Source organism: uncultured Paracoccus sp. (genome assembly GCF_947487305.1).
Classification (GTDB): domain Bacteria; phylum Pseudomonadota; class Alphaproteobacteria; order Rhodobacterales; family Rhodobacteraceae; genus Paracoccus.
The window spans coordinates 1-23,646 of record NZ_CANKWH010000021.1 but is presented as its reverse complement, the minus strand read 5'-3'; the positions used below and the strand labels follow the sequence as shown (position 1 = coordinate 23,646).

The window sequence follows — 23,646 nt, the reverse complement described above, 5'->3', positions numbered from 1 at the left end:
AGCCCGTGCGGAGGCGCTGAATGGCGCGCAAGGGATATGATTTCGCCACACCGGTCCGGCGCGTGCTGATCGCGCTGCTGGCGCTGGTACTGATTGCGCTGTTCCTCTTCTGGCGCATCGACAGCCCACGGGCCGAGCGGATGCGCACGCAGATGATCGACCGCTTCGTGCCCGGCTTCGAATGGGCGCTGGTGCCGGTGACGCAGCTCTCCGAGATGGTGTCGGGCTTTCAAAGCTATGCGCGCCTTTACGAGCAGAATCAGGAGCTTCGCCGCGAGCTTCAGAAGATGTCCGCGTGGAAGGAAGCTGCCGTCCAGCTGGAACAGGAAAACGCCAAGCTTCTGGCGCAGAACAATGTCCGCATCGACCCGGCGCTGACCTCGGTCTCGGGCATGGTGCTGACCGACAGCGGCACGGCCTTCCGGCAATCGGTGCTGCTCAACGTGGGCCAGCGCGACGGCATCGTCGATGGCTGGGCGACGATGGACGGGCTGGGGCTGGTCGGCCGCATCTCGGGCGTTGGACGCCAGACGAGCCGGGTGGTGCTCTTGACCGATCCCTCGTCGAGGGTGCCGGTGACGATCCAGCCCTCGGGCCGGCGGGCGCTCTTGACCGGCGACAACACGCCGCTGCCCGTACTGGATTTCCTCGAGGGGATCGAGAATGTGCGGCCCGGCGATCGAGTGGTGACTTCGGGCGATGGCGGGGTCTTTCCCTCGGGTCTGCTGGCGGGGCAGGTGGTGCAGGCCAGCGACGGGCGTCTGCGCCTGCGCATGGCAGCCGATTATGACCGGCTGGAATTTCTGCGGGTCCTGCGCTCGCACCCGGCCGAGCTACTGGACGATGCCGGGGCGCTGATCCCGCCGGGTGATGGCGGTTTCATCGGACCGATGATGCCCGCGAACCCCGCTGCCGAGGATGCCACGGTCGGCAGCATCGGGGCCGGCGCCGATGGGTGAGGCGCCGCTGCGCGAGGTGTTGGGCGGGGCCGCGCTCTATCTGCTCTGCTGTCTGGCGCTGTTGTTCCTGCGGCTTCTGCCGCTGAATGCCGGGCTGGCGGGCTGGCCCGGTCCTGATCTGGCGCTGTGCCTGACCTTTGCCTGGGTGCTCAGGCGGCCCGAGCGCCTGCCGGCGCTGGTGATCGCGCTGGTCTTTCTGATCGAGGACATTCTGCTCATGCGCCCCATCGGCCTTGGCGCCGCCATCGTGCTGATCGCCACCGAGGCCGCACGTCTGCGCGAGGTCCGTTGGCGCGACCAGCCTTTCATGGTTGAATGGCTGCGCGTCGGGCTGCTGCTTGGGGCGATGTTGTTGGGCTACCGTATCGTGCAGGTCATGTTCCTCTTGCCGGTGCCTGCGCTTGGACAGGTGATCCTGCAATTCATCGCCACGCTGGCCGCCTATCCGCTGGTGGTGGTCGCGGCGCAAGGGCTGTTCGGACTGCGCCGGGTCAGCCCGGCGGAAGCCGATCTGATACGTTATCGCTAGGAAGCAGGACCCCGCAGAATGCGCAAATCGCCCGCCGAAATCTTGGAAAGCACCCGCCTGATCGGCCGGCGCGGACTGATGCTGGGTGGCATCCAGCTGGGCGTGGTCTCGGCGCTGGGGCTGAAGATGCGCTCGATGCAGCTCGACCATGCCGATGAATACCGGATGCTGTCCGACGGCAACTCGATCAAGCTCAGGCTGATCCCGCCGGCGCGCGGGCTGATCCATGACCGCAACGGCATCGTCGTCGCCGGCAATGAACAGAACTACCGCGTCACGCTGACCCGCGAGGATGCCGGCGGCGATGTCCGCACCGTGCTGGACCGGCTAACCCGGCTGATCCCGATCACGCCCGAGCGGATGGACGAGCTTCTGGCCGAGTTCCGCAAGCGCAGCGCCATCACCCCCATCGCCGTGGCCGACCGGCTGAACTGGGAGCAGTTCTCCTCGATCGCCGTCAATGCCCCCTCGCTGCCCGGCGTGACGTTGGAGGCCGGGCTGTCGCGGGTCTATCCGCGCGGTGGTGATCTGGCCCATGCCATGGGCTATGTCGGCCCGGTTTCGGATTACGACCTGTCGAAGATCGAGGATCCCGATCCGGTGCTGATGCTGCCCGAGTTCCAGCTGGGCAAGGTCGGTATCGAGGCGAAGCTGGAAGAGGTGCTGCGCGGCCATGCCGGCGCGCGCCGGGTCGAGGTGAACAGCGCCGGGCGCGAGATGCGCGAACTCAGTCGGCAGGAGGGCCAGCAGGGCGCAACGGTGCAGCTGACCATCGATGCGCGGCTGCAGAACTATGCGGCGCAGCGGCTGGGGCAGGAAAGCGCGGCGGCCGTGGTCATGGATGTGCAGACCGGCGATATTCTGGCGATCTCCTCCTCGCCGGTTTTCGATCCGAACCTCTTCGTTCGCGGCATCTCCGGCCCCGACTACCGGGCACTGATGGAGCATGACCACCGTCCGCTCGCCGACAAGACGGTGCAGGGTGCCTATCCCCCCGGCTCGACCTTCAAGATGGTCACGCTGCTGGCCGGTCTCGATTCCGGCGTGATCAATGGCGGCGCGGGTTATTACTGCCCCGGCTATCTCGAGCTCGGGACGCGGAAATTCCACTGCTGGCGAAACAGTGGGCATGGCCATGTCGGCATTGTCGCCAGCCTCGAACAAAGCTGCGACGTGTTCTATTACGAGCTGGCGCAGCGCGTCGGCATCGACCGCATCGCCGCCATGGCCCGCAAGCTGGGCATCGGCGTGCGCCATGACCTGCCCATGTCCGCCGTCACCGAGGGCATCGCCCCGGACCGCGAATGGAAGAAGGCCCGCTATGACCAGGAATGGCGGATCGGCGACAGCCTCAACGCCTCGATCGGGCAAGGCTATGTGCTGGCCTCGCCTCTGCAACTCGCGGTGATGACCGCGCGCGTCGCAACCGGCAAGAACGTCCAGCCCCGGCTGATCCGCGCCATCGACGGCGTCCCGCAGCCAATGGCCGAGGCCGAGGATCTGGGGCTGAACCCGGCGCATCTGGACCTTGCGCGCAAGGGTATGGATGCGGTGATGAATTCCAATCGCGGCACTGCGCAGCGTTCGCGCATCATCGCTCCGGAATGGCGCATGGCCGGCAAGACCGGCACCAGCCAGGTGCGCAACATCACCACCGCCGAGCGCGCCCGTGGCGTCACCAAGAACGAGCAATTGCCCTGGAACCGCCGCGACCACGCGCTGTTCGTCTGCTATGCGCCCTATGACAACCCGCGCTACGCGGTGTCGCTGGTGGTGGAACATGGCGGCGGCGGCTCGGCCGTGGCCGCGCCCGTCGCCCGTGACATCATGCTGTTCGCCCTGGCCGGTGGCCTGCCGCCGCTCTCGGCCGTGCCCGATGGCGAGCGCGCGGGGATGGAAGAGCGCCACAAGCTGATGACCCTGATTGCCCCCGACGACCAGCCCGCCTCGGGCAGCAGCCGGGCCTGAGAGACGCGCCATGTCCTATCTCGACTACAAGGTCACTCAGACCCCGACCGGCATCCGCAAGATCCTGTATCTGAACTGGCCGCTGGTCTTCCTGCTGACCGCCGTCTCCTCGGTCGGTTTCCTGATGCTCTATTCGGTCGCCGGCGGCGATATCGACCGATGGGCCCGCCCGCAGATGGAGCGGTTCGCCGTCGGCATGGTGGTGATGATGGCCCTGGCCTTCGTGCCGATCTGGTTCTGGCGCGGCATTTCGGTCGCGGCCTATATCGGCTGCCTGCTGCTGCTGATTGCGGTCGATCTTTTCGGCGCCATCGGCATGGGGGCGCAGCGCTGGATCGATCTTGGCCCGATCCGGATTCAGCCCTCGGAGCTGATGAAGATCGCCATGGTGCTGGTGCTGGCCGCCTATTACGACTGGCTGGATATCAGCCGGGTTTCGCGCCCGCTCTGGGTGCTCTTGCCGGTGGTGCTGATCATGCTGCCGGTAGGGCTGGTGCTGGCGCAGCCCGACCTCGGCACCTCGGTCATGCTGATCGCCGGGGGCGGGATCGTGATGTTCGCCGCCGGGGTGTCGCTGTGGTATTTTGGCGCGGTCATCGCCATGGTCGTGGGGCTGGTCACGACGGTGATGAAGAGCCGAGGCACCGACTGGCAATTGCTGCACGACTACCAGTTCCGCCGCATCGATACCTTCCTTGACCCGACCTCGGACCCGCTCGGGGCGGGCTACAACATCATGCAAAGCCAGATCGCCCTCGGCTCGGGCGGCTGGTCGGGCCGGGGCTTCATGCAGGGCACGCAGTCGCGGCTGAACTTCCTGCCCGAAAAGCATACCGACTTCATCTTCACCGTGCTGGCCGAGGAGTTCGGCTTCATCGGGGCCATGTCGCTGCTGGCGCTTTACGTGCTGATCCTCGGCTTCTGCCTGCATTCGGCCCTGACCAACCGCGACCGCTTCGCCAGCCTGTTGACCATCGGCATCGCCGGCACCTTCTTCCTCTATTTCGCCATCAACATGGCCACCGTGATGGGGATGCTGCCGGCCAAGGGTTCGCCCCTGCCGCTGGTCAGCTATGGCGGCACGGCGATGATCATCTTGCTCCTCGGCTTCGGCATGGTGCAGTCTGCGCATGTCCATCGGCCAAGGTAAGTTCATGAAAGTCCTGTTCGCCGCCCCGGAAAAGCTGTGGTCCGACTGGTCGGATGCCATCGGCAATGCCTGTCCCGAGGCCGATCTGCAGCGCGGCGGCGATCCCGCCAGCTTTGACGCCATCATCTATGCCCCCGGCGGCGAGATCGAGGATCTGTCGCCCTACGCAAATGCCCGGCTGGTGCAGAGCCTCTGGGCCGGGGTCGAGCGGATCGTCAGGAATCCAACACTGACCCAACCGCTCGCCCGCATGGTTGATCCGGGGCTGACGGAAAGCATGGCGGAATATTGCACGGGCTGGGCGATGCGTGCCCATCTTGGCATGGATCGCTATCTGCAGGACGGCAGCTGGCGCAATGGCGTCGTCCCGCCGCTGGCGCGCGACCGGCGGATCACTGTCCTTGGCATGGGGGTTCTCGGCGGGGCGGTGGCACAGATGCTGAAGGGGATCGGCTTTCGCGTCGCGGGTTACAGCCCCTCGGGCCGCGGCCGCGAGGGCATCCCGGTCCTGACCGATCTGAGGCAGGCGCTGGCGCGGGCCGAGATCCTGATCACGCTATTGCCCGATACGCCGGGCACCCGTGACCTGCTGAATGTCGACACCCTCGCCAAGCTGCCGAAGGGCGCATGGATCATCAACCCGGGGCGCGGCACGCTGATCGATGACACGGCCCTGATCGCGGCGCTGGATGCTGGCCAGCTCGGCCATGCCGTGCTCGACGTGTTCCGGACCGAGCCGCTGCCGCTCGACCACCCCTTCTGGTCGCACGAAAAAGTCACCGTGACCCCGCATATCGCCGCCGAGACCCGCCCCGGCACCGCCGCCACGCTGGTTGCGGAAAACCTGCGCCGGGCGATGGCGGATCAGCCGATCCTGCATCTGGTCGATCGCCAGAAAGGCTATTGAGCCTTAACCCTCGCGCGAGCCATCCAGCCCTGCCGCCGGTGGGACAGGCGCCCCCGGTCGCGCTTCGGCCTGCGCCGCCTGAATGGTCTTCAGCCGGGCAATCCGCTCTTCCATCTTCTTGGCGCGGCGCTTGTGATAGGCGCGGATGATCGGCACGGTCAGGTAGTGGCAAAGGGCGCCGAAGATCGTGCCCCAGATCACGCCGCCGATCATGTAGGGCCAGAAGATCTGGTCAAAGAAATTCGCCAGATTGTCCCAATGGGCAACGCGCGGGCCGAAGGGGGCGAGGACGTTGTTCCACAACTCCTCGCTGGCGCGGGCGAACTCGCCAAAGATCATCTGCGGCCCCAGGTCGCCATGCTGACCCAGAAGGAAGCGGCCGGTGGTCAGGGCGAGGACGGCGACGAAGGGTACCGTCACCGGGTTGATGGCGAATGTCGCCAGCAGAGCCGCCAGCACATTGCCGCCGATAAGCCAGCCGACCGCGCCGGCCGAGACGAAATGGAAGCCGAAGAGCGGCGTGAACGACACCCCGATCCCCGCCGCCACGCCCCGCGCGATGCGATGGGGCTGGTCGGGCAGGCGGCGCAGCCGGTGCCAGACATAGGTCCCCGCCCGACGCCAGCCGCCGCGCGGATAGATCATGTCACTGGCAAGCTGCCCGTAACTGCGAGGATCTCTGCGTTTGAACACGTCTTATTCTCTTTGACTGCTGCCGGGCCAACGCAGGCCGCAGGTCTAGGGTTTCAACGCGGGGTCACGCATTCGGTGAACCTGCGCCACGTCGCTTTCCGCCTCGAGCGCGGTCAGCAGGTTGTGCAGATGCTCGCGGTCGCGCAACTCGACCTCTACCCTCAATCTGTAAAAATCCGGTTTCCGGTCGATGAATTCCAGGTCCGAGATATTTGCCCCCTGGGTGCCGATCAAGGTGCAGATCCGTCCGAGAACCCCGGCGTCATGGCGGATGGTCAGCGACAGGAAGGTCGAATAGGCCGCCGGATGGCGCCCCTCGTGCCATTGCAGGTCGACCCAACGCTGCGGGCTGTCCTCGAACTCGGCCAGAACCGGGCAGTCGATCGCGTGGATGACCACGCCCTTGCCGCGATAGGTGATGCCGACGATGCGCTCGCCTGGCAGCGGGTTGCAGCAGGGCGCGCGGGTGAAGGACGCATCCGCATCCAGCCCGGCGATGGGGCGGGTGGCGTCGATGCTGTCCTGCTTGTCGGCAAGCTCCGGGTAAAGCGCCGCCAGCACCTCATGGGCAGAAACCTCGGCGCTGCCGATCCGCGCGAGCAATTCCTCGGCCGAGGTCAGGCCCATCTGCTTGGCGGCGGTGCGCAGCGCCTTGTCGGTGACGCGCCGCCCGACATGTTCGAAGGCCACGCGCGCCAGTTCACGCCCCAGCCGCACGAAGCGGTCGCGGTCCTCGTCCCTCAGCGACTTGCGGATTGCGGCCTTGGCCCGACCGGTGACAACGATGTCGAGCCACGTCGCCTGCGGCCGCTGACCCGAGGCCGAGATGATGTCGACCGATTGCCCGTTCTTCAGCCGCGTCCACAGCGGCACGCGGATGCCATCGACCTTGGCGCCGACGCAACTATTCCCAAGACGGGTATGAATTGCATAGGCAAAATCGATCGGCGTGGCCCCGCGCGGCAGCTGGATCACGTCGCCCTTGGGCGAGAAGCAGAAGACCTGATCCTGATACATCTCGAGCTTCACATGCTCGAGGAATTCGTCGTGATCCTCTTCGCCGAAGCGGTCGGTCAGCGCCTCGATCCATTGCCCCGGATCGACGGCGAAGGGGTTCTTGGTGCGCACCCCGTCCCGATAGGCCCAATGCGCCGCCACCCCGGCCTCGGCCACCTCGTGCATCTGCCGCGTGCGGATCTGCACCTCGACCCGCTTGCCGTCGCGCCCCGAAACCGTGGTGTGGATCGAGCGATAGCCGTTCGATTTCGGCTGGCTGATATAATCCTTGAACCGCCCCGGCACCGCCCGCCAGCGATGGTGGATCACCCCCAGCGCGCGATAGCAGTCCATCTCGCTGCGGGTGATGATGCGGAAGCCGTAGATATCCGACAGCCGCGAGAAGGCGAGCTGCTTTTCCTGCATCTTGCGCCAGACGCTGAAAGGGCGCTTGGCGCGGCCAAAGACATCGGCCTCGATCCCCTCCTTTTCCAGCACGGCGCGGATATCGGCGGTGATCCGGCTGATCACATCGCCCGATTCCTTCTGCAGGCTGACGAAGCGGCGGATGATCGAGTTGCGGGCCTCGGGATTGATCACCTTGAAGGCCAGGTCCTCCAGCTCCTCGCGCATCCATTGCATCCCCATGCGCCCGGCCAGCGGGGCGAAGATGTCCATGGTTTCGCGCGCCTTCTGCACCTGCTTGTCGGGGCGCATCGACTTGATCGTGCGCATGTTGTGCAGACGGTCGGCCAACTTGACCAGGATCACCCGAAGATCGCGCGACATGGCCATGAACAGCTTGCGGAAGTTCTCGGCCTGCTTCGACTGCGCGCCCGACAGCTGCAGATTGGTCAGCTTGGTGACGCCATCGACCAGATCGGCGACTTCCTTGCCGAAAAGCTGGCTGACTTCGCTGTAGGAGGCGCGGGTATCCTCGATCGTGTCATGCAGCAGCGCCGTCACGATGGTCGCATCGTCCAGCCGCATCTCGGTCAGGATGGCGGCGACGGCAACGGGATGGGTGAAATAGGGTTCGCCGGAATGGCGGAACTGCCCCTCATGCATCCGCATGCCATATTCATAGGCGTCGCGGATCAGCGTGGAGTTGCTGCGGGGGTTATAGTTGCGGACAAGCGCGATAAGGTCTTCGACGTCGATCATCTGATGCCGAAGACCCCGCTATTCCCTGTCAGCCGCGCTCGTTGGCTTCCAGCATCATGCGCAACATGCGCTCTTCGCTTTCGTCGTCAACGGGCTTCGGCCGGTCGATCTCGGCACCCAGAAGCAGCGCCATCGCGTCTTCCTCGGGCTCGTCGACCTCGATCTGGGTCTGGGTCGACTCGATCATCCGCTCGCGCAGATCATCGACGGGCTGGGTCTCGTCCGCGATCTCGCGCAGCGCGACGACCGGGTTCTTGTCATTGTCGCGGTCGATGGTGGGGGCGCTGCCGGCAGCGATCTCGCGCGCACGATGGGACGCCAGCATCACCAGGTCAAAACGGTTGGGAACCTTGTCGACGCAGTCTTCGACGGTCACGCGGGCCATATCTTACCCCTTTGGCTTGCGAATCGGATATCCAGTGCGAAACCGGATAAGTGATGGCGGATCGGCGGAATGTCAAGTTTTGTTGCGCAGATCGCCCAGCATTTCCGCCACCGTCCGCCCGATCAGCGGGTGGCGCCAGCCCGGGGCGATCTCGGCCAGCGGCACCAGCACGAAATCGCGGTCCTGCATCCGGGGATGGGGCAGGATCAGCTGTTCGGGCGCGCGGCGGGCCTGATCCTCCGGTGCAAGCCTGCGCCAGTCCTGTTGCACGCCTTCGTCGGGCAACACCCGATCCCCTGCCGCGATCAGGTCCAGATCGACCGGCCTTGCCTGCCAGCGCCCGCCGCCCTCGCGCCGCCGGCCCAGTTCGGCCTCGACCTCGTGCAGCCGCGCCAGCAGGACCTCGGGCACAAGCGCAGATTGCAGCGTCAGGGCGGCATTCACGAAGTCCGGTCCTGATCCCGGCGGAAAGGCCGAAGTCCTGTGAAACCGGCTCAAGGCGGTGATTGTAATATCCTGATAAGAGTGCAAGATTGATGCTGCTGCCCGCAGCGTTTCTGCAGGGCCGCCAAGGGCAGAGGGCAAGTTGCCGCCAAGAGCAACACTGTAGTCGATCACCTGTGTCATCCGTCTTCTCCTCCGCCCCGGTCTGACTGCCCATCCGCCGAGGGTGCCCTCACGCCTGACCCGGATGTCTATTCAATGGCTTCATTTCGGAAGGCTATACAGATGTTCTACAAGGATGACAGGTTGGCCCTGTTCATTGACGGTGCCAATCTGCATGCAGCGGCGAGGTCGCTGGAGTTCGACATAGACTACAAGCTGCTGCGGCAAGAGTTTCAGCGCCGCGGCAAGCTGGTTCGTGCCTACTATTACACTGCACTGCTGGAGAGCGAGGAATACTCGCCCATCCGGCCGCTGATCGACTGGCTGAACTACAACGGCTACGCCCTGGTGACCAAGCCCGCCAAGGAATATACCGACACGATGGGCCGCCGGAAGATCAAGGGCAACATGGATATCGAGCTGTGTGTCGATGCCATGGAGCTGGCCCCGCGCCTGGATCATATCGTCCTGTTCTCGGGCGATGGCGATTTCCGGCCGCTGGTCGAGGCCCTGCAACGGATGGGGGTTCGCGTCACCGTGGTCTCGACCATGCGCAGCCACCCGCCGATGATCGCCGACGATCTGCGCCGTCAGGCCGACAATTACATCGAGCTTGACGATCTGCGCGAGGTGATCGGCCGTCCTCCGCGCGAACCGGCCCAGGTCAGCGCCTGATCGCCGCCGCTTGCGGTGAGTGCGACGGGCTTGCCGGACATATCCGCCCGGCAAGCCGATCCCTGAACGGGGCAGGCGGTGTCCTGCCGCGTTCCACATGAGACAGCCCTTCGTCCGGCGCAGCCGCCCGAAGCTGGATGGTGTCAACCATGTCCACCGGGCGCTGCTGGCTGAATTTTGTAAGGCGAGGCCGCGATGGACGTTCTTCGCCCGATTTCGCCCGGCCCCTTCGGTCATCGGCAAACCCGGTGCACTCTCTCCCCGCCCTGGACAGTAAAAATTGCAGCAAATGCTTGCACTTTTGCCTCTGTCCTTCACCACCGTTGCACCATCACCGAACGTTGCACGATCTGGACTGTCGGCGCACTTCGCGCTAGGGGCTAGGCCATGGATCAGATACCCAAACCGCCGCTTACCCTCTATCTCGCCGCGCCGCGCGGTTTCTGCGCCGGTGTGGACCGCGCCATCAAGATCGTCGAGATGGCGATCCAGAAATGGGGCGCCCCGGTCTATGTCCGGCACGAAATCGTTCACAACAAGTATGTGGTTGATTCCTTGCGGGAAAAGGGCGCGATCTTCGTCGAGGAACTGGACGAATGCCCGGATGACCGGCCGGTGATCTTTTCGGCCCATGGCGTGCCGAAAGCCGTGCCCGCCGAGGCCCGCCGGCGCGAGATGGTATTTCTGGATGCCACCTGTCCGCTGGTCTCCAAGGTCCATGTCGAGGCCGAGCGGCATCATCAGAACGGGTTGCAGATGGTCATGATCGGCCATCAGGGCCATCCGGAAGTCCTTGGAACCATGGGACAATTGCCAGAGGGCGAGGTGATCCTTGTCGAAACCGTCGAGGATGTCGCGACGATCACCCCGCGCGATCCCGAACGGCTGGCCTTCATCACCCAGACCACGCTGTCGGTCGATGACACGGCGGCGATCGTCACGGCGCTGCAAACGCGCTTTCCGGCGATCATCGGCCCGGCCAAGGAAGACATCTGTTATGCCACCACCAACCGTCAGGCGGCGGTGAAGGTGGTGGCGCCCAAGATCGATGCGCTGCTGGTGATCGGGGCCGAAAACTCCAGCAACTCCAAGCGTCTGGTCGAGGTCGGCCGGGCCGCCGGCTGCGCCTATTCGCAGCTGGTCATGCGCGCCGACCAGATCGACTGGCGGGCGATTTCCGGTGCCCGCGCCGTCGGCGTGACCGCCGGAGCCAGCGCCCCCGAGGTGCTGGTGAACGAGGTGATCGAGGCCTTCCGCACCCGCTACGACCTGACCGTCGAGGTGGTCGAGACGGCGCAGGAAAACGTGGAATTCAAGGTGCCGCGCATCCTGCGCGAACCGGCCTGAACCGGGCAAGCTGCGCCCCGGATTTCGGGATCTCGACCAATACAGAGGTGATGAACGTGCGTCTCTATTCCATGCCCTCCTCGGGAAACAGCTACAAGATCAGACTGTTGCTGGCCCTGACCGGGCGGCGGGTCGAGGTGATCGATTGCGAATACGGCTCGGCCGCGCTGGCCGAGGCCAAGCTTGCGGGCGCGCTGCCCTATGGCAAGGTGCCGGTCCTGTCGCTGCGCGATGGCACCCAGCTGGCCGAGTCGAACGCGATCCTGTGGTATCTGGGCGAAGGCTCGAACTTCATGCCCGACAGCCCGGTGGTCCGGGCGCAGATGCTGGGCTGGATGTTCTGGGAACAGTACAATCACGAGCCGGTCATCGCCGTGCGGCAGGCGCTGCTCAACTATCCGCATCGCGCCGCCGATGCGACCCCGGCGCGGCTGGCCGAACTGCTGGACCGTGGCCACGCCGTGCTCGAGGTGATGGAGCGGCAGCTGGCAGTTTCGGACTGGCTGGCGGGGGGCGATGTCAGCCTCGCCGACATCTGCCTCTATGCCTATACCCACACCGCCGGAACGCGCGGCGGCTATGCCATGGACCGCTTCCCCGGGATCAGCGCATGGGCCGACCGCATGACATCCATGCCGGGCTACAAGGGGCTGCACGGATGATCGCGGGCACTTTCAAGGCTGGCGCGGGCGCATGAGCGATCTCTTTGCGTGGACCGACGGGGCCTGCAGCGGCAATCCCGGCCCCGGAGGCTGGGGCGTGCTGATGCGCGCCATGAAGGGCGACGAGGTGGTCAAGGAACGCGAGCTGAAGGGCGGCGAGGCCGACACCACCAACAACCGCATGGAGCTGATGGCGGCCATCGCCGCGCTCGAGGCGCTGACCCGGCCCAGCCAGATCACCATCACCACCGACAGCGCCTATGTGAAGAACGGCGTCACCGGCTGGATCCATGGCTGGAAGAAGAACGGCTGGCGCACGGCGGCGCGCAAGCCGGTGAAGAACGAGGATCTCTGGCGCCGGCTCGACGAGGCGCAGGCGCGCCACCAGGTGCGGTGGGAATGGATCAAGGGCCATGCCGGCCATGCCGAGAACGAGCATGCCGACGAGCTGGCGCGGGCCGGGATGGAGCCCTTCAAGTGAATTTCGCTGCCAACCTGTCAACGCTCGTCTGGGTGCTGGATTACGCTTCGGTGCTGATCTTCGCGCTGACCGGGGCGCTGGTGGCCAGCCGGCAGCAGCTTGATCCGGTCGGCTTCATCTTCATGGCAACAATGACCGCCGTCGGCGGCGGCACGCTGCGCGACCTGCTGCTGAACCGCGAAGCGGTCTTCTGGGTAGCCCGGCCGAGCTTTGTCATCCTGACCGCGACGGCGGCGATGGTGGTTTTCTGGACCGCGCATCTGATGGAAAGCCGTTACCGCGTGCTGTTGTGGCTCGATGCTCTTGCGCTCTCCGTGGCTGTGCCCGCAGGCGTCGGCGTCGCAATGGCCGCGGGGGTGCATCCCATCGTCATCATCATCATGGGCGTCATCACCGGCACCTTCGGCGGGCTGATGCGCGATGTGGTGGGCAACGAGGTCCCCCTGGGGTTGAAGCAGGGCGAACTCTATCTGACCGCCGCCTTTGGCGGTGCCAGCGTGGCCGTCGGGCTGGTCTGGCTCGGCCTTGGCAAGGCCGAATGCCTGTGGATCTGCGGAGTCGTCACCTTCATCCTGCGCGCCGGCAGTATGCTCTGGGGCTGGATGCTGCCGGTTTATCGCCCGCGTCCGCCGCGCAATCGCGGCTAGCGCAGGCTGGGAATACTGCTGGCCGGTCGGGCCAGATCCTCGACGCCTAGGCGCAGCCCGCGACCGATGCGATGGGCGAGCGCCGACCATTGCGCGGCCGGCTCGGGCGCCAATGTTCGGCGCAGCGTCTCGTCGAACAGCGCCAGCCAGATGGCGAAATGCTCGGGCCGCACATCGCCCGCCGCCATATGCACCTGCATTGGATTGCCGTCATAGCCCGACTGGTAAAGGATTGCCTTCTTCCAGAAGCTGGCGATCTTGGCCTCGTGGCTTGGCCAGTCCTTCACATGTCCGCCAAAGACCGGGCCCAGAACCTCGTGCCGGCGGATCGCGGCATAGAAGACCGCGACCACGCGGTCGATCTGCTCGGCAGTGATGTCGAAACGGGACAGCATGGCGGCAATCTGGGTGCAATCATCCGGCCCCGCAAGGGGCAGGGTGCCGCAGGCAGGAGCCGTTACCGGAACACCGAGGGCAGCCACAGCGAGAGCGCGGGTATATACGTGACGAGCATCAGCGCCACGAAGGCGGCGCCATAGAAGGGCCAGATCGTCCGCATCGCCTGCCAGATGCTGATCCGCCCGACGGCGCAGCCGACGAACAGCACCGCCCCCACCGGCGGGGTGCAGAGACCGATCCCGAGGTTCAGGATCAGGATCACCCCGAAATGCACCGGATCGACGCCGAAGGCCTGGGCCACCGGCAGGAAGATCGGGGTGGCGATGACGATCAGCGGCGACATGTCCATGAATGTGCCGAGGATCAGCAGGATCACGTTCATCAGAAGCAGGATCACCAGCGGGTTGTCCGACACGCTTTCCAGAAGTGCGACCAGCTGCGCCGGCACCTTGAGATAGGCCAGAAGCCAGCCGAAGCAGGCGGCGCAGCCGATCACCAGAAGCACCATGGATGTCGTGCGCACCGCGCCCTTGGTGGCCTCGACGAACTCGGCCCAGGGCAGGCTGCGATAGACCAGCGCCGTGACCAGCAGCGCATAGACCACGGCGATGTTCGAGCTTTCCGAGGCGGTGAACACGCCCGAACGCACGCCGCCGAAGATGATGGCGATCAGGATCAGCCCGGGCAGGGCCGAGACGAACAGATGCCCCATCATGGCGAGGCCGGGAAAGGGGTCGGTCGGATAGCCGCGCTTGCGGGCAACATACCATGCGGCGACCATCAGCAGGGCGGCCAGCAGCAGCCCGGGCAGGATGCCGGCGGTGAAGAGGTCGGCGATCGACAGCCGGCCACCGGCGGCAATGGAATAGATGATCATGTTATGGCTGGGCGGGATCATCAGCGCGATGATCGAACTGACCACGGTGATGTTGACTGCGTAATCGACATCATAGCCGCGCTTCTTCATCTGCGGCACCATCAACCCGCCAACCGCCGAGGCATCTGCCGCCGCTGAGCCCGAGACGCCGCCGAACATCAGCGAGGCCATGATATTGACCTGCCCCAGCCCGCCCCTCAGATGCCCGACCAGCGCCCCGGCAAGCGCCACCAGCCGCCGGGCAATGTCGCCGCGCACCATCAGGTCGCCGGAATAGATGAAGAAGGGAATGGCCATCAGCGCAAAGACCGAGATGCCCGAATTCAACCGCTGGAACACCACTACCGGCGGCAGCCCCAGGTAGAGCACGGTAAAGAAGCTCGCGGCGCCAAGGCAGAAGGCGACCGGCGTGCCGATGAGCAAAAGGAATGAGAAGCTGCCGAAGAGGATCCAGTATTCCATCGCCCTAACCCTTGTCGTGATGCGTGTTCAGCATGTCCCTGGCCTCCGGGCCTTGGGCATGGGCGTCGATCAATCCGTCAGCGGCATCGTCCAGTTCGCCGAAGCGCACGGTCTTCAGACCGGCGGCGCGGCGCAGGATGCGCTCGGCCGAGAAGAGGATCAGCAGCACGCCGCCGCCGATCACCGGGGCAAAATCCCAGATGCGCGAGATGCCGAGGCCGGGGATGACGCCGCTTGCCGCCTTGGCTGCCAGTTGCCAGCCATACCAGCTCATGCCGAAGCCGAAGGCGGCGACGACGAGGTCCGAGAGGCTGTGGAACCAGGGCCGCCAGCTGTCGGGCACCAGCATCAGCCCCACGTCGAACGAGAGGTGATAGCCCTCTTTCACCCCCACCGCCGCGCCGATGAAGATGAACCAGCCCATCAGCATGACGCTGGCCGGCTCGGCCCAGAACAGGCTGGAGCCGATCACATAGCGATAGAAGACCTGGGCAAAGACGAAGGCGGTCATCAGGACCAGCCCGATCCCCGCGACCCACAAGCCGGCGCGGGCGATCCACCCGGTCAGCTCGGCCAGTTTCAGCATTCCGTCGCGCATCGGGCGACCTCCCCTGCAGGATGTGACCGCCCGCCGGAGGGGCGGGCGGTCGGGTCGTTTACTCGGTCGCCTGGATCCGCTCGACCAGGTCCTTGGCTTCGGGCGTGGTCACGTATTTGTCGTAGACCGGCACCATCGCCTCGATGAACGGGGTCTTGTCGATCTCCTTGATGATCTCGGCACCGGCGGCCACGACCTTCTCCTCGGACGCCTTTTCCTGATCGGCCCACAATTGCCGCTGCACGGTCGCCGAATTGCGCGCGGCCTCGCGCAGGATGGCCTGGTCTTCGGGCGAAAGCTTTTCCCAGCTTGCCTTCGAGATCGCCACCAGTTCCGGCACCATAAGATGCTGGTCCAGCGTGTAATACTTGGCAACCTCGGCATGACCCGAGCTGTCGTAGCTGGGATAGTTGTTTTCGGCCCCGTCGATGACCCCGGTCTGGATCGCCGAATAGACCTCGCCATAGGGCATCGGCGTCGCGTTGGCGCCAAGCGCGGCCATCATGTCGACGAAGACATCGTTCTGCATGACGCGGAACTTCATGCCCTTCAGATCCTCGATCGAGGCGATGGGCTTCTGCGAATTGTAGAAGCTGCGGGCGCCGCCGTCGTAATAGGCCAGCGCCACCAGGTCGCGCTCCTCGAAGGACTTGCCGATCTCCTCGCCGATCGGGCCGTCCATGACCTTGTGCAGGTGGTCTTCCGAACGGAACAGATAGGGCAGGGACAGCAGCTGCGTCACCGGCACGATATCGTTGAACGAGCCGAACGAGGCGCGGACCATGTCGATGACGCCGAACTGGGTCTGCTCGATCGTGTCCTTTTCCTCGCCCAGCTGCGACGAGGGGAAAACCTCGATGCAGATGCGGCCCTCGGTCTTGGTCTTGACCTCTTCGGCCATGGCCTTGACCCCCTCGACGGTCGGGTAGCCGTCGGGATGGGTGTCCGATGACCGCAGCGTCACCTCGCACTCCGCCGCGGCGGCGGCCGAGAAAAGTGCGGCCGAGGCCAAGAGCCCCGCCAGAGTCGATGTAATATACTTCATGTATTCCTCCCTTGGTGATCTTGAAGCCGCTGGTTCCCTGCGGGTTGGCATCCGGCACAGTCCCGGCGCTGGTCGAACCTCCGTCGTCAGCGCCATCGATCCTCCCGATTCGACTTGCGGTCATTCTAATCATCTAATATGCTAGTTGCAATGCAGGGTCAACCGGGAGGGTTTCACGATGCCGCAATCCGACAGCAGCACCCTGACGGCCCTGCCGGCGCTGGACGAGGTCCGCCAGCCGACGGTGACCGAACAGGTCTATGACGCGCTTTACGACCGGATTGTCGATCTGACCCTGCCGCCCGGCGCCCGCCTGTCCGAGGCCGAGGTGGCGGCGCAGATGGGGGTGTCGCGCCAGCCGGTGCGCGATGCGTTCTACCGGCTCTCGCAACTGGGCTTCATCCTGATCCGGCCGCAGCGCGCCACCGTCGTCACGCAGATCTCGGAAGAGGCGATCCGACAGGCGAAGTTCATCCGGCTGTCACTGGAGCTGTCCTGTATCCGCGAGGCCGCACAGCGCCTTAGCGAGGCGCAGCTTGACCGGCTCGAGGCGGTGCTCGACGGTCAACAAGCGGCGATCGATGCGGGTCGGCGGGACGAGTTCCATCAGCTTGACGAGCAATTCCACCATGACATCGCCGCCTTTTCAGGGCTGGAATTCGTCTGGACCCTGGTCAAGGACAAGAAGGGCCATATGGACCGGGCGCGCTATCAGTCGCTGCCCTATAATGCCGAAAACGCGCTGGCCGAGCACCGGCAAATCCTCGCCGCCCTGCGTGAACGCGACGCGGAAGCGGCGGCAGCGGCGCTGACGGCGCATCTGTCGCGCATCGACGAGTTGCTGGCACGGCTGCGCAGCGAGCGTCCGGAGGTTCTGGGCGCCTGACCGCAGGTCGACGGCAGCCGGGGTCTTAGCCCTGAACTGCCAGAGCGCGGCCTTCCTGCGCTGCGGATGCCTCGGCGCGGTCCAGCAGCACCTGCAGGGCGGCGCCCCGGGCAAAATCGGGCTCGGCCGGGCCCTGGCCCCTGATCGCATCGATGAAGCGGGCATAGATCGGCGGCACCGGCGGGCAATCGACCTCGTGCCAGCGGGCAACCTCGAGATCCGGCGACAGGCAGGCGCGCAACCGGCTGACCGCGTTCTCGAAACTCACCTCCAGCCCGCCCTTGTCGCCATAGATCCGCAGCCGCAGGTCGTTCAGATGGCCGCTGGCAAAGCGGGTCGCGGCCACGGTGCCAAGCGCGCCATTGGCCAGCCGCAGCTGCATGGTCGCGCTGTCATTGGCGTCCAGCACATAATCGCCGATCCGCCCGCCCGGCGCCTTGTCGAAGGTCGCCAGCCGGCAGGAGATATCGGCAACGTCCTGACCGGCGATGAAGGTGGCGAAGTCGAGAATATGGATGCCGACATCGCCCAGAACCCCCTTGGAGCCATGCGCGGAGGACAGCCGCCACAGCCATTGGTCCTCGGTCTTCCAGTCACCCCAGGCGGGCTGGGTCAGCCAGCTTTGCAGGTAGGAGGCCTCGAAATGGCGGACCGTGCCGATCTGCCCATCCTGAACCATCCGCGCCGCCTGCTGCAGCGCGGGGACATTGCGATAGGTCAGGTTGACCATGTTCACCACGCCGGCCTCGGCGGCAGCGCGGGCCATCACCTCGGCATCGCGCGCATTGGTCGCCAGCGGCTTTTCACACAGCATATGTTTCCCCGCCGCCAGAAGCGGCAGGGTGGTGGCGAAATGGGCCGCGTCGGGGGTGACATTGGTGGCGGCGTCGAACTGGCCCCAGGCCAGCGCCTCGTCCAGCGAGGCAAAGCCGTTGGCGATGCCATGGGTGGCGCAGAAGTCGCGCAGCTGGTCGGGCCGGGTATCGACACCCGCCACGATCTCGACCCCGGCGATTTTGGCAAAGCCCTCGGCATGGTTCCTGGCCATGCCGCCGGTGCCAAGGATCAGAAGCCGGACATTCTGCATCAGCGATACCCCGCCTCGCCATCCTGATGCAGTCGCGGGCCGCGTTCCTCGATCGGCTCCAGCGCCTCGGTCACTGGAACATTCGGCGCCGCATTGGGGTCGGCCAGACGTGCCGCCGGGTTGTAGGCCCAATGCGCGGCGTTCCGCAGGACAGTCTGCACATTGGCATCGTGATAGGTCGGATAGGTTTCGTGTCCCGGGCGGAAATAGAAGACATTGCCGGCACCGCGCTTGTAGGTCAGGCCCGAGCGGAACACCTCGCCCCCGGCGAACCAGCTGATGAAGACGGTCTCCAGCGGTTCGGGCACGCCGAAGGGCTCGCCATACATTTCCTCGTTCTCGAGCTCGAAATGGTTGGGCAGGCCGGCGGCAATCGGGTGGTTGGGCGAGGTCAGCCACAGCCGTTCGCGTTCGCCCGCCTCGCGCCAGGTCAGGTTGCAGGGCGCGCCCATCAGCCGCTTGAATGGCTTCGAGAAATGCGCCGAATGCAGGAAGACCATACCCATGCCGGACCAGACCGCGTCACAGACCCGCTCGACAACGGCATCCTCGACTTCGCCATGCGCGGCATGGCCCCACCAGACCAGCACATCGGTCTGGGCCAGCGTCTCGGCGGTCAGCCCGTGTTCGGGCTGTTGCAGCGTGACGGTGCTGGCCTCGAGACCGGGATCGGTGTTCAGCGCTTTGGCAATCGCCTGGTGCATCCCCTCGGGATAGATCGAGGCGACGACCCGGTTTTTCTGTTCATGGACGTTCTCGCCGAAAACGGTGACGCGGATACTCATTATACCCTCCTTGCTGATCGCGGCCCTGCCGGGTCTGGCTGATCCTTCGCGGATATAGCCTGCAGCTTTGGAATTCCATCGTGATCGCGTGGCGGGCGGACAGTCGCGAGCGTTCCATGAAGAACGGCAGGCGATGCGCTGCATCATCAACCCCGCTCTCTTGCCACGGCCATTGGCGGGCAGAAAGCGGGGCGTTCTCGGTCAGGGTTTGCGCGCAGCCTCAGCCCTCGGATCGGGCCGGCTGATCGGGATAGCTGACGGCGCGGCGATAGAGGTGCCAGGTCGCGTGACCGAGGATCGGCAGGACGATGATCAACCCGGCAAAGAACGGGATCATGCCGAGCAACAGCGCCACAGCCACGACCAGCCCCCATAGCGCCGTCGTGCCCGGGTTCTCGCGCGCCACCGCCAGCGAGGTCGCCAGCGCAACTGGCACGCCCACGGGACGGTCGATCAGCATCGGGAAGGACACGAGACTGATGCAAAGCACCACCGCCGCGAAGACGAAGCCGACGGCCATGCCGATGACGATCATCGCCCAGCCCGCACTGGTGCTGAACGTGTCCTGCAGGAAGGCACGCAGGCCCACCGAGGGTTCGGGGCCAAGTGTAGCGGCCCAGATCGCATGGGCGGCGAAGAGCCAGAGAACGAAGATCGCCATCAGCAGCATCGCCAGCATCAGCACCGGCCCGAGGACCCGGCCCCTCAGCGTGGACAGGGCCGCGCGCCAGTCGGTCTCGTTGCCCTCTTCGCGCCGCCGGCTCATCTCGTAAAGCCCGATGGCCGCGACCGGCCCGATCAGCGGAAAGCCTGCCGCCAGCGGGAAGAGCAGGTGCACCTGCCCGGCATTGAAGGTCCAGACCGCAAGGATAAAGCCGATCACCGGGTAAAGCACCATCGCCGCGATCACGTCCGAGCGCAGCGCGACGAAGTCGCTGGCCCCTGCGCGCAGCGCCGCGCGCAGGTCCGCCGGGCCGATCCGGTTGATTGTCGGCCGGGTCATGGTGTGGCTGCCGATTCCATCGACCGCCTCGCCGAGGCCGCGACCGATACCGGCCAGGCTCTGCGCGCTCCAACTCAGCGGGTTTCCAATTGTCTGTCGGGTCATGGCTGCATCCTCCCTCTCTGGAGGGCCCGAGGCGGGTCGAGGCATCAGCCGGAGAACCCGGCATCCGCCCGCAGAACCGCCGGGCCGAACCGTCCTCTGGTGTGAGGATAGCAGATGTGGGCTGACGTTGCACCTTCGGAGTAGGGGAGGCAGGGTCGAGGAACCGGCTGGATTTCCCGATCAGGCTCGTCCAGGTTCGGGCAGGCGCTGCCCCGTCATTGTTCCGGGCCCGACCTTCACGCTCGTTCCCTGACCGATCGCAGGATTGCCCCGATGACTGTCGACATGTCGGACCTGATCGCAACGCTTGCCCTCATCGAGGCCGAGGACCGGCTGACAGCGCTCGACATGGCGCGTTTCCCGCAGACCGGCGTGCTGCGCTGGCTGTTCGGTCTGCAGGCCGGCTTCTATTTTGACAATGACCGGCGCGATGATCGGCGCGCGGCCATGATCGATCTTGCCGAGCATTATTACGATCGCACCGACGGGCGCTGCAATTTCATGGATCTGAACGACCGGGCGTTCAGGCTCTCCGAACGGCAGGATATTCGCGAGCGTCTGACAGAAGGGAGCATGGCTGAAGCCTATCGCGATACCCGGCAGGATTTCGGTCTTGTCATCGAGCACATGAACAAGTCGGTCATGCAGGCCATGGACCCCCGGCATGACCAATTCTCGGCCCTGTTGCCGGGTGCGATATCGGGAGCCGGGTTGTTGACCTATTCCGCGCGCCTGTCCACGCTTCGGGATGATCCAGACGGGCAGGTCCGGGCGTTTGTCGAGGCCTGCGAACGGCTGCAGGTGTTCTACGCCGTCGCCGGCTTCAGCATCATTCCCCGCACCATGTCCTCCCGAACGCAGGGCGATCTTTACCCGGTGCTCCGCCGCTTTCCCGGCATTCTCCACGAGGACGGTGTAGGCTTCTCGTTGGAGATCGAGGCCCGCACCGATGTCATTCACGACGTGAACTGGCTGACAGCGATCGATGACGCGATGCTCTCCCGCCTCGGCGGGCTCGAGCGCGTCCGAGGCAGCTTGTCAGGCGCGGTGGAACTGCATTCCTATGCCGGCGGGATCGTGTTTCAGGCGGGACCCGCGCCCCGGATCGGTGACGTCGAAGGCTGCGGGATCCCCGAGAGCTACCAAGAGGTCAACGACCTGCTGCGGTCGCTACGCTTCACCGAGTGGGGAATGCCCTATCTGTGGACACCCGACGGCGTGGATCGGATGGACGCCACCGAGGAATGGGTGCGGCGCTTCGATTGAGGACTGTTGCGGTGCTCCGGTGGCGGGCAATGAACGGTTCGCTGCACAAAACCCGACCTGTCACTGTCGATAGGTCGGCTCGGCGACCGGGGCTAGATCTGGCGATCTGCGGTCAAACTGATCAATCCTGCCTTTCCCGTCTTTGCCTATCCCGCCATGCTTTCGACCGTATTCCCTGCGCCTGTTGCCCAGTTTTCCCGGAGGCCCGGCTTTGAACGCCCCCTTCAAGCAGACCGAGCGTCTTGGCCGCCTGACGACCGCGATTGGTGCCGATACGCTGAGCCTGCTGCGCTTTGATGGATCGTTTCTGCGCTTCACCAGTCGCGGTGCAACCGGCGAATCGCCATGGCATCAAGTTCTGCCGAGATCGATTTTCCCGGGATCGCTGAGGTGCGGGGATCGATGTCCACTGGTGTCTCGACTCCGCGACCGTGACCGCCGCGCAGATCGACGTCATGAATAGAGACAGGAAAAACCCGGCCACGGTTGCGTCGTGGAATTCGATGCATACGACCTGGGACGCGCGTGACGACTTTCTGCGTCGCAACCATGATGTTATACCGACCGTCGCACCCGGTAGACCCGCCAGTTCGACGCCCTGATGACATTTCGGAGACTGACCGCGCAATGCCCAAAGCATATCGTAGAGGTGATCTTGACACCGGCCATGACGGCCGCCCGGCAACCCCCGCCACCGAGGCGAGCGACGACGTCTGGGTAAATGGGGCCAGGCTTGTCCGACAAGGTGACGCACTTGCCGAGCATGGTTGCGCGACAGGCGAATCCAAGGGGCGTGTCGTCGCGGCAGGCTCGGGAACCGTTTTCGTCAATTCACGCGCGGCCGCGCGATCGGGGGATCCGATTTCCTGCGGCGGTTTCGCGGACGAGGGCTCCGACGATGTTTCGATCGGCGACTGAGCTTATGTGATTCGGCAGGTCACAGGCCGGGAGGCGACGGTCTTGGGTCCGAAGACCCGTGATATCCATGGCGATTGACCGGGCTTCGACTGGGGCGCAAAATCAAACGCTGTCGGTGGCATCAGCGAGCCGATCAAGGGTGGGCTTCCAAAGCCAGAAATCGAATAGGTAAATTCGAGCTTCCCCTTGGCGGCCATTCGCTCCATAGTTCAAGCTGCATTGTATTCGTCTGGTATTCAGTTTTCCGGAGGCCCCTTTTGAACGCCCCCTTCAAGCAGACCGAGCGCCTTGGCCGCCTGACCACCGCGCTTGGTGCCGATACGCTGAGCCTGCTGCGCTTTGATGGCTCGGACCACCTGAACGACCTGTTCGACTACCGCGTCGAGGCGTTGGCCACCCGCGATGACCTGGATTTCGATGCGCTGATCGGCACCCACGCGAGCGTCGAGATCGAGGCCCATGACCAGATGCGGCCCTTCGACGGCATCGTCACCAGCGCCCGGTGGGCGGGCGTCGGCGAGAACGGGCATCGCTATGACCTGACGCTGCGGCCGTGGTTCTGGCTGGCCGGCCGCCGCCGCAACCAGCGGATTTTCCACGACAAGACCGTGGTCCAGATCCTGCAGGAGCTTCTGGGAGACTATGCCGCCTTGGGCGATCCGGCGCTGGAGATGAGGCTGACCCGCGACTATCCGGTGCTGGAATATACCGTCCAATACCGCGAATCCGACCTCGACTTCGCCCGCCGGCAGATGGAGCGCGCCGGGATCAGCTTCCATTTTCGCCATGCCGTCGGCAGCCATACCCTGGTCCTGACCGATGATGCGCTGAGCCACGCAACCATCGGCTCGCGCCCGTTCAAACGCTACGATGGCCACCATCACTATGAGCAGGAGCATTTCTGGGACTGGGCGCCCGAACGCAACCTGACCACCGGGGCGATCCGGCTGACCGATTACAATTTCAAGACGCCGACCGCGGCGATGGAGACCGACCGCACCGGCGATGCTGCCCACAGCCAGGGCCAGATCGAAAGCTTCGACTAT

At 65.1% G+C, this 23,646-nt stretch carries 25 protein-coding genes; 14 read left to right on the top strand and 11 right to left on the bottom strand.

The annotated features are described in order from the left end of the window. The first annotated feature begins 20 nt into the window (after positions 1-20). The 5 genes from mreC to Q1A36_RS18270 are packed head-to-tail and all read left to right on the top strand — an operon-like array spanning position 21 to position 5,513. On the top strand, positions 21-959 hold the full coding sequence (mreC, locus tag Q1A36_RS18290; RefSeq protein WP_299847106.1) for a rod shape-determining protein MreC: 939 nt from the start codon (positions 21-23) through the stop codon (positions 957-959). Next, complete coding sequence (locus Q1A36_RS18285) at positions 952-1,488, top strand: rod shape-determining protein MreD (RefSeq protein WP_299847104.1); 537 nt, start codon at positions 952-954, stop codon at positions 1,486-1,488. Before mreC ends, Q1A36_RS18285 begins: the two co-directional genes overlap by 8 nt. An 18-nt stretch (positions 1,489-1,506) precedes the next feature. Next, positions 1,507-3,456, top strand: coding sequence for a penicillin-binding protein 2 (gene mrdA, locus Q1A36_RS18280; protein WP_299847102.1), 1,950 nt, complete (start codon positions 1,507-1,509; stop codon positions 3,454-3,456). 10 nt (positions 3,457-3,466) lie between these two features. After that, on the top strand, positions 3,467-4,606 hold the full coding sequence (rodA, locus tag Q1A36_RS18275) for a rod shape-determining protein RodA (protein WP_299847100.1): 1,140 nt from the start codon (positions 3,467-3,469) through the stop codon (positions 4,604-4,606). A gap of 4 nt (positions 4,607-4,610) precedes the next feature. Next, a complete protein-coding gene (locus Q1A36_RS18270; protein ID WP_299847097.1) occupies positions 4,611-5,513 on the top strand; it encodes a glyoxylate/hydroxypyruvate reductase A in 903 nt (300 codons plus the stop codon). Positions 5,514-5,516: 3 nt separating this feature from the next. Here Q1A36_RS18270 and Q1A36_RS18265 read toward each other — a convergent pair whose 3' ends face one another. The 4 genes from Q1A36_RS18265 to folK all read right to left on the bottom strand — a co-directional run bounded on the left by Q1A36_RS18265 (position 5,517) and on the right by folK (position 9,378). Continuing rightward, positions 5,517-6,158, bottom strand: a complete 642-nt coding sequence (locus tag Q1A36_RS18265; protein WP_299847095.1) for a DUF2062 domain-containing protein — start codon at positions 6,156-6,158, stop codon at positions 5,517-5,519. A gap of 93 nt (positions 6,159-6,251) precedes the next feature. Then, a complete protein-coding gene (locus tag Q1A36_RS18260) occupies positions 6,252-8,366 on the bottom strand; it encodes a bifunctional (p)ppGpp synthetase/guanosine-3',5'-bis(diphosphate) 3'-pyrophosphohydrolase (protein ID WP_299847093.1) in 2,115 nt (704 codons plus the stop codon). A 28-nt stretch (positions 8,367-8,394) separates the two neighbouring features. Further along, positions 8,395-8,751, bottom strand: a complete 357-nt coding sequence (gene rpoZ, locus Q1A36_RS18255) for a DNA-directed RNA polymerase subunit omega (RefSeq protein ID WP_101752159.1) — start codon at positions 8,749-8,751, stop codon at positions 8,395-8,397. A gap of 72 nt (positions 8,752-8,823) precedes the next feature. Then, complete coding sequence (folK, locus tag Q1A36_RS18250; RefSeq protein WP_299847090.1) at positions 8,824-9,378, bottom strand: 2-amino-4-hydroxy-6-hydroxymethyldihydropteridine diphosphokinase; 555 nt, start codon at positions 9,376-9,378, stop codon at positions 8,824-8,826. Positions 9,379-9,480: 102 nt separating this feature from the next. Between folK and Q1A36_RS18245 the strand changes: the two genes are divergently transcribed. The 5 genes from Q1A36_RS18245 (at position 9,481) to Q1A36_RS18225 (ending at position 13,169) form a co-directional block, all read left to right on the top strand. Beyond that, entirely contained in the window at positions 9,481-10,032 is a 552-nt protein-coding gene (locus Q1A36_RS18245; RefSeq protein WP_101752157.1) for an NYN domain-containing protein, read from the top strand. A 387-nt stretch (positions 10,033-10,419) separates the two neighbouring features. Further along, the gene (gene ispH, locus Q1A36_RS18240) at positions 10,420-11,379 is read left to right on the top strand and encodes a 4-hydroxy-3-methylbut-2-enyl diphosphate reductase (protein WP_299847087.1); all 960 of its coding nucleotides are present in this window, start codon (positions 10,420-10,422) and stop codon (positions 11,377-11,379) included. A 50-nt stretch (positions 11,380-11,429) separates the two neighbouring features. Beyond that, positions 11,430-12,041 carry a glutathione S-transferase family protein gene (locus tag Q1A36_RS18235; protein WP_299847085.1) on the top strand — a complete coding sequence of 204 codons (612 nt, stop codon included), beginning with the start codon at positions 11,430-11,432 and terminating at the stop codon, positions 12,039-12,041. 31 nt (positions 12,042-12,072) lie between these two features. Further along, entirely contained in the window at positions 12,073-12,522 is a 450-nt protein-coding gene (gene rnhA / locus Q1A36_RS18230; protein WP_101752154.1) for a ribonuclease HI, read from the top strand. Further along, on the top strand, positions 12,519-13,169 hold the full coding sequence (locus Q1A36_RS18225) for a trimeric intracellular cation channel family protein (protein ID WP_299847081.1): 651 nt from the start codon (positions 12,519-12,521) through the stop codon (positions 13,167-13,169). The genes rnhA and Q1A36_RS18225 overlap by 4 nt, the downstream gene beginning before the upstream one ends. Here Q1A36_RS18225 and Q1A36_RS18220 read toward each other — a convergent pair. From Q1A36_RS18220 to Q1A36_RS18205, 4 genes are all read right to left on the bottom strand, one after another. Beyond that, positions 13,166-13,564, bottom strand: a complete 399-nt coding sequence (locus Q1A36_RS18220; protein WP_299847079.1) for a group III truncated hemoglobin — start codon at positions 13,562-13,564, stop codon at positions 13,166-13,168. The genes Q1A36_RS18225 and Q1A36_RS18220 overlap by 4 nt on opposite strands. Positions 13,565-13,626: 62 nt before the next feature. Then, positions 13,627-14,907 (bottom strand): TRAP transporter large permease, encoded by a 1,281-nt coding sequence (locus Q1A36_RS18215; RefSeq protein WP_299847077.1) that lies wholly within the window; start codon positions 14,905-14,907, stop codon positions 13,627-13,629. A 4-nt stretch (positions 14,908-14,911) separates the two neighbouring features. Continuing rightward, on the bottom strand, positions 14,912-15,505 hold the full coding sequence (locus Q1A36_RS18210; RefSeq protein ID WP_299847075.1) for a TRAP transporter small permease: 594 nt from the start codon (positions 15,503-15,505) through the stop codon (positions 14,912-14,914). A 58-nt stretch (positions 15,506-15,563) separates the two neighbouring features. Further along, positions 15,564-16,550 carry a TRAP transporter substrate-binding protein gene (locus Q1A36_RS18205; protein ID WP_299847073.1) on the bottom strand — a complete coding sequence of 329 codons (987 nt, stop codon included), beginning with the start codon at positions 16,548-16,550 and terminating at the stop codon, positions 15,564-15,566. 178 nt (positions 16,551-16,728) lie between these two features. Here Q1A36_RS18205 and Q1A36_RS18200 point away from each other — a divergent pair, with 178 nt between their 5' ends. Then, positions 16,729-17,436, top strand: a complete 708-nt coding sequence (locus Q1A36_RS18200) for a GntR family transcriptional regulator (protein ID WP_299847071.1) — start codon at positions 16,729-16,731, stop codon at positions 17,434-17,436. Positions 17,437-17,461: 25 nt separating this feature from the next. Here Q1A36_RS18200 and Q1A36_RS18195 read toward each other — a convergent pair whose 3' ends face one another. The 3 genes from Q1A36_RS18195 to Q1A36_RS18185 form a co-directional block, all read right to left on the bottom strand. After that, positions 17,462-18,523, bottom strand: a complete 1,062-nt coding sequence (locus Q1A36_RS18195) for a Gfo/Idh/MocA family oxidoreductase (protein ID WP_299847069.1) — start codon at positions 18,521-18,523, stop codon at positions 17,462-17,464. Then, complete coding sequence (locus Q1A36_RS18190; RefSeq protein ID WP_299847067.1) at positions 18,523-19,308, bottom strand: ThuA domain-containing protein; 786 nt, start codon at positions 19,306-19,308, stop codon at positions 18,523-18,525. The genes Q1A36_RS18195 and Q1A36_RS18190 overlap by 1 nt, the downstream gene beginning before the upstream one ends. Positions 19,309-19,528: 220 nt before the next feature. Then, on the bottom strand, positions 19,529-20,416 hold the full coding sequence (locus tag Q1A36_RS18185; protein WP_299847065.1) for a DUF2189 domain-containing protein: 888 nt from the start codon (positions 20,414-20,416) through the stop codon (positions 19,529-19,531). A gap of 273 nt (positions 20,417-20,689) precedes the next feature. Here Q1A36_RS18185 and Q1A36_RS18180 point away from each other — a divergent pair, with 273 nt between their 5' ends. From Q1A36_RS18180 to tssI, 3 genes are all read left to right on the top strand, one after another. Further along, positions 20,690-21,682 carry a type VI immunity family protein gene (locus Q1A36_RS18180; RefSeq protein WP_299847063.1) on the top strand — a complete coding sequence of 331 codons (993 nt, stop codon included), beginning with the start codon at positions 20,690-20,692 and terminating at the stop codon, positions 21,680-21,682. Between the two features lie 549 nt (positions 21,683-22,231). Next, positions 22,232-22,600 (top strand): PAAR domain-containing protein, encoded by a 369-nt coding sequence (locus Q1A36_RS18175; protein WP_366141608.1) that lies wholly within the window; start codon positions 22,232-22,234, stop codon positions 22,598-22,600. 257 nt (positions 22,601-22,857) lie between these two features. Then, positions 22,858-23,646, top strand: a 789-nt coding sequence (gene tssI, locus Q1A36_RS18170; protein ID WP_299847059.1) for a type VI secretion system tip protein TssI/VgrG, incomplete at its 3' end; no start/stop codon positions are given.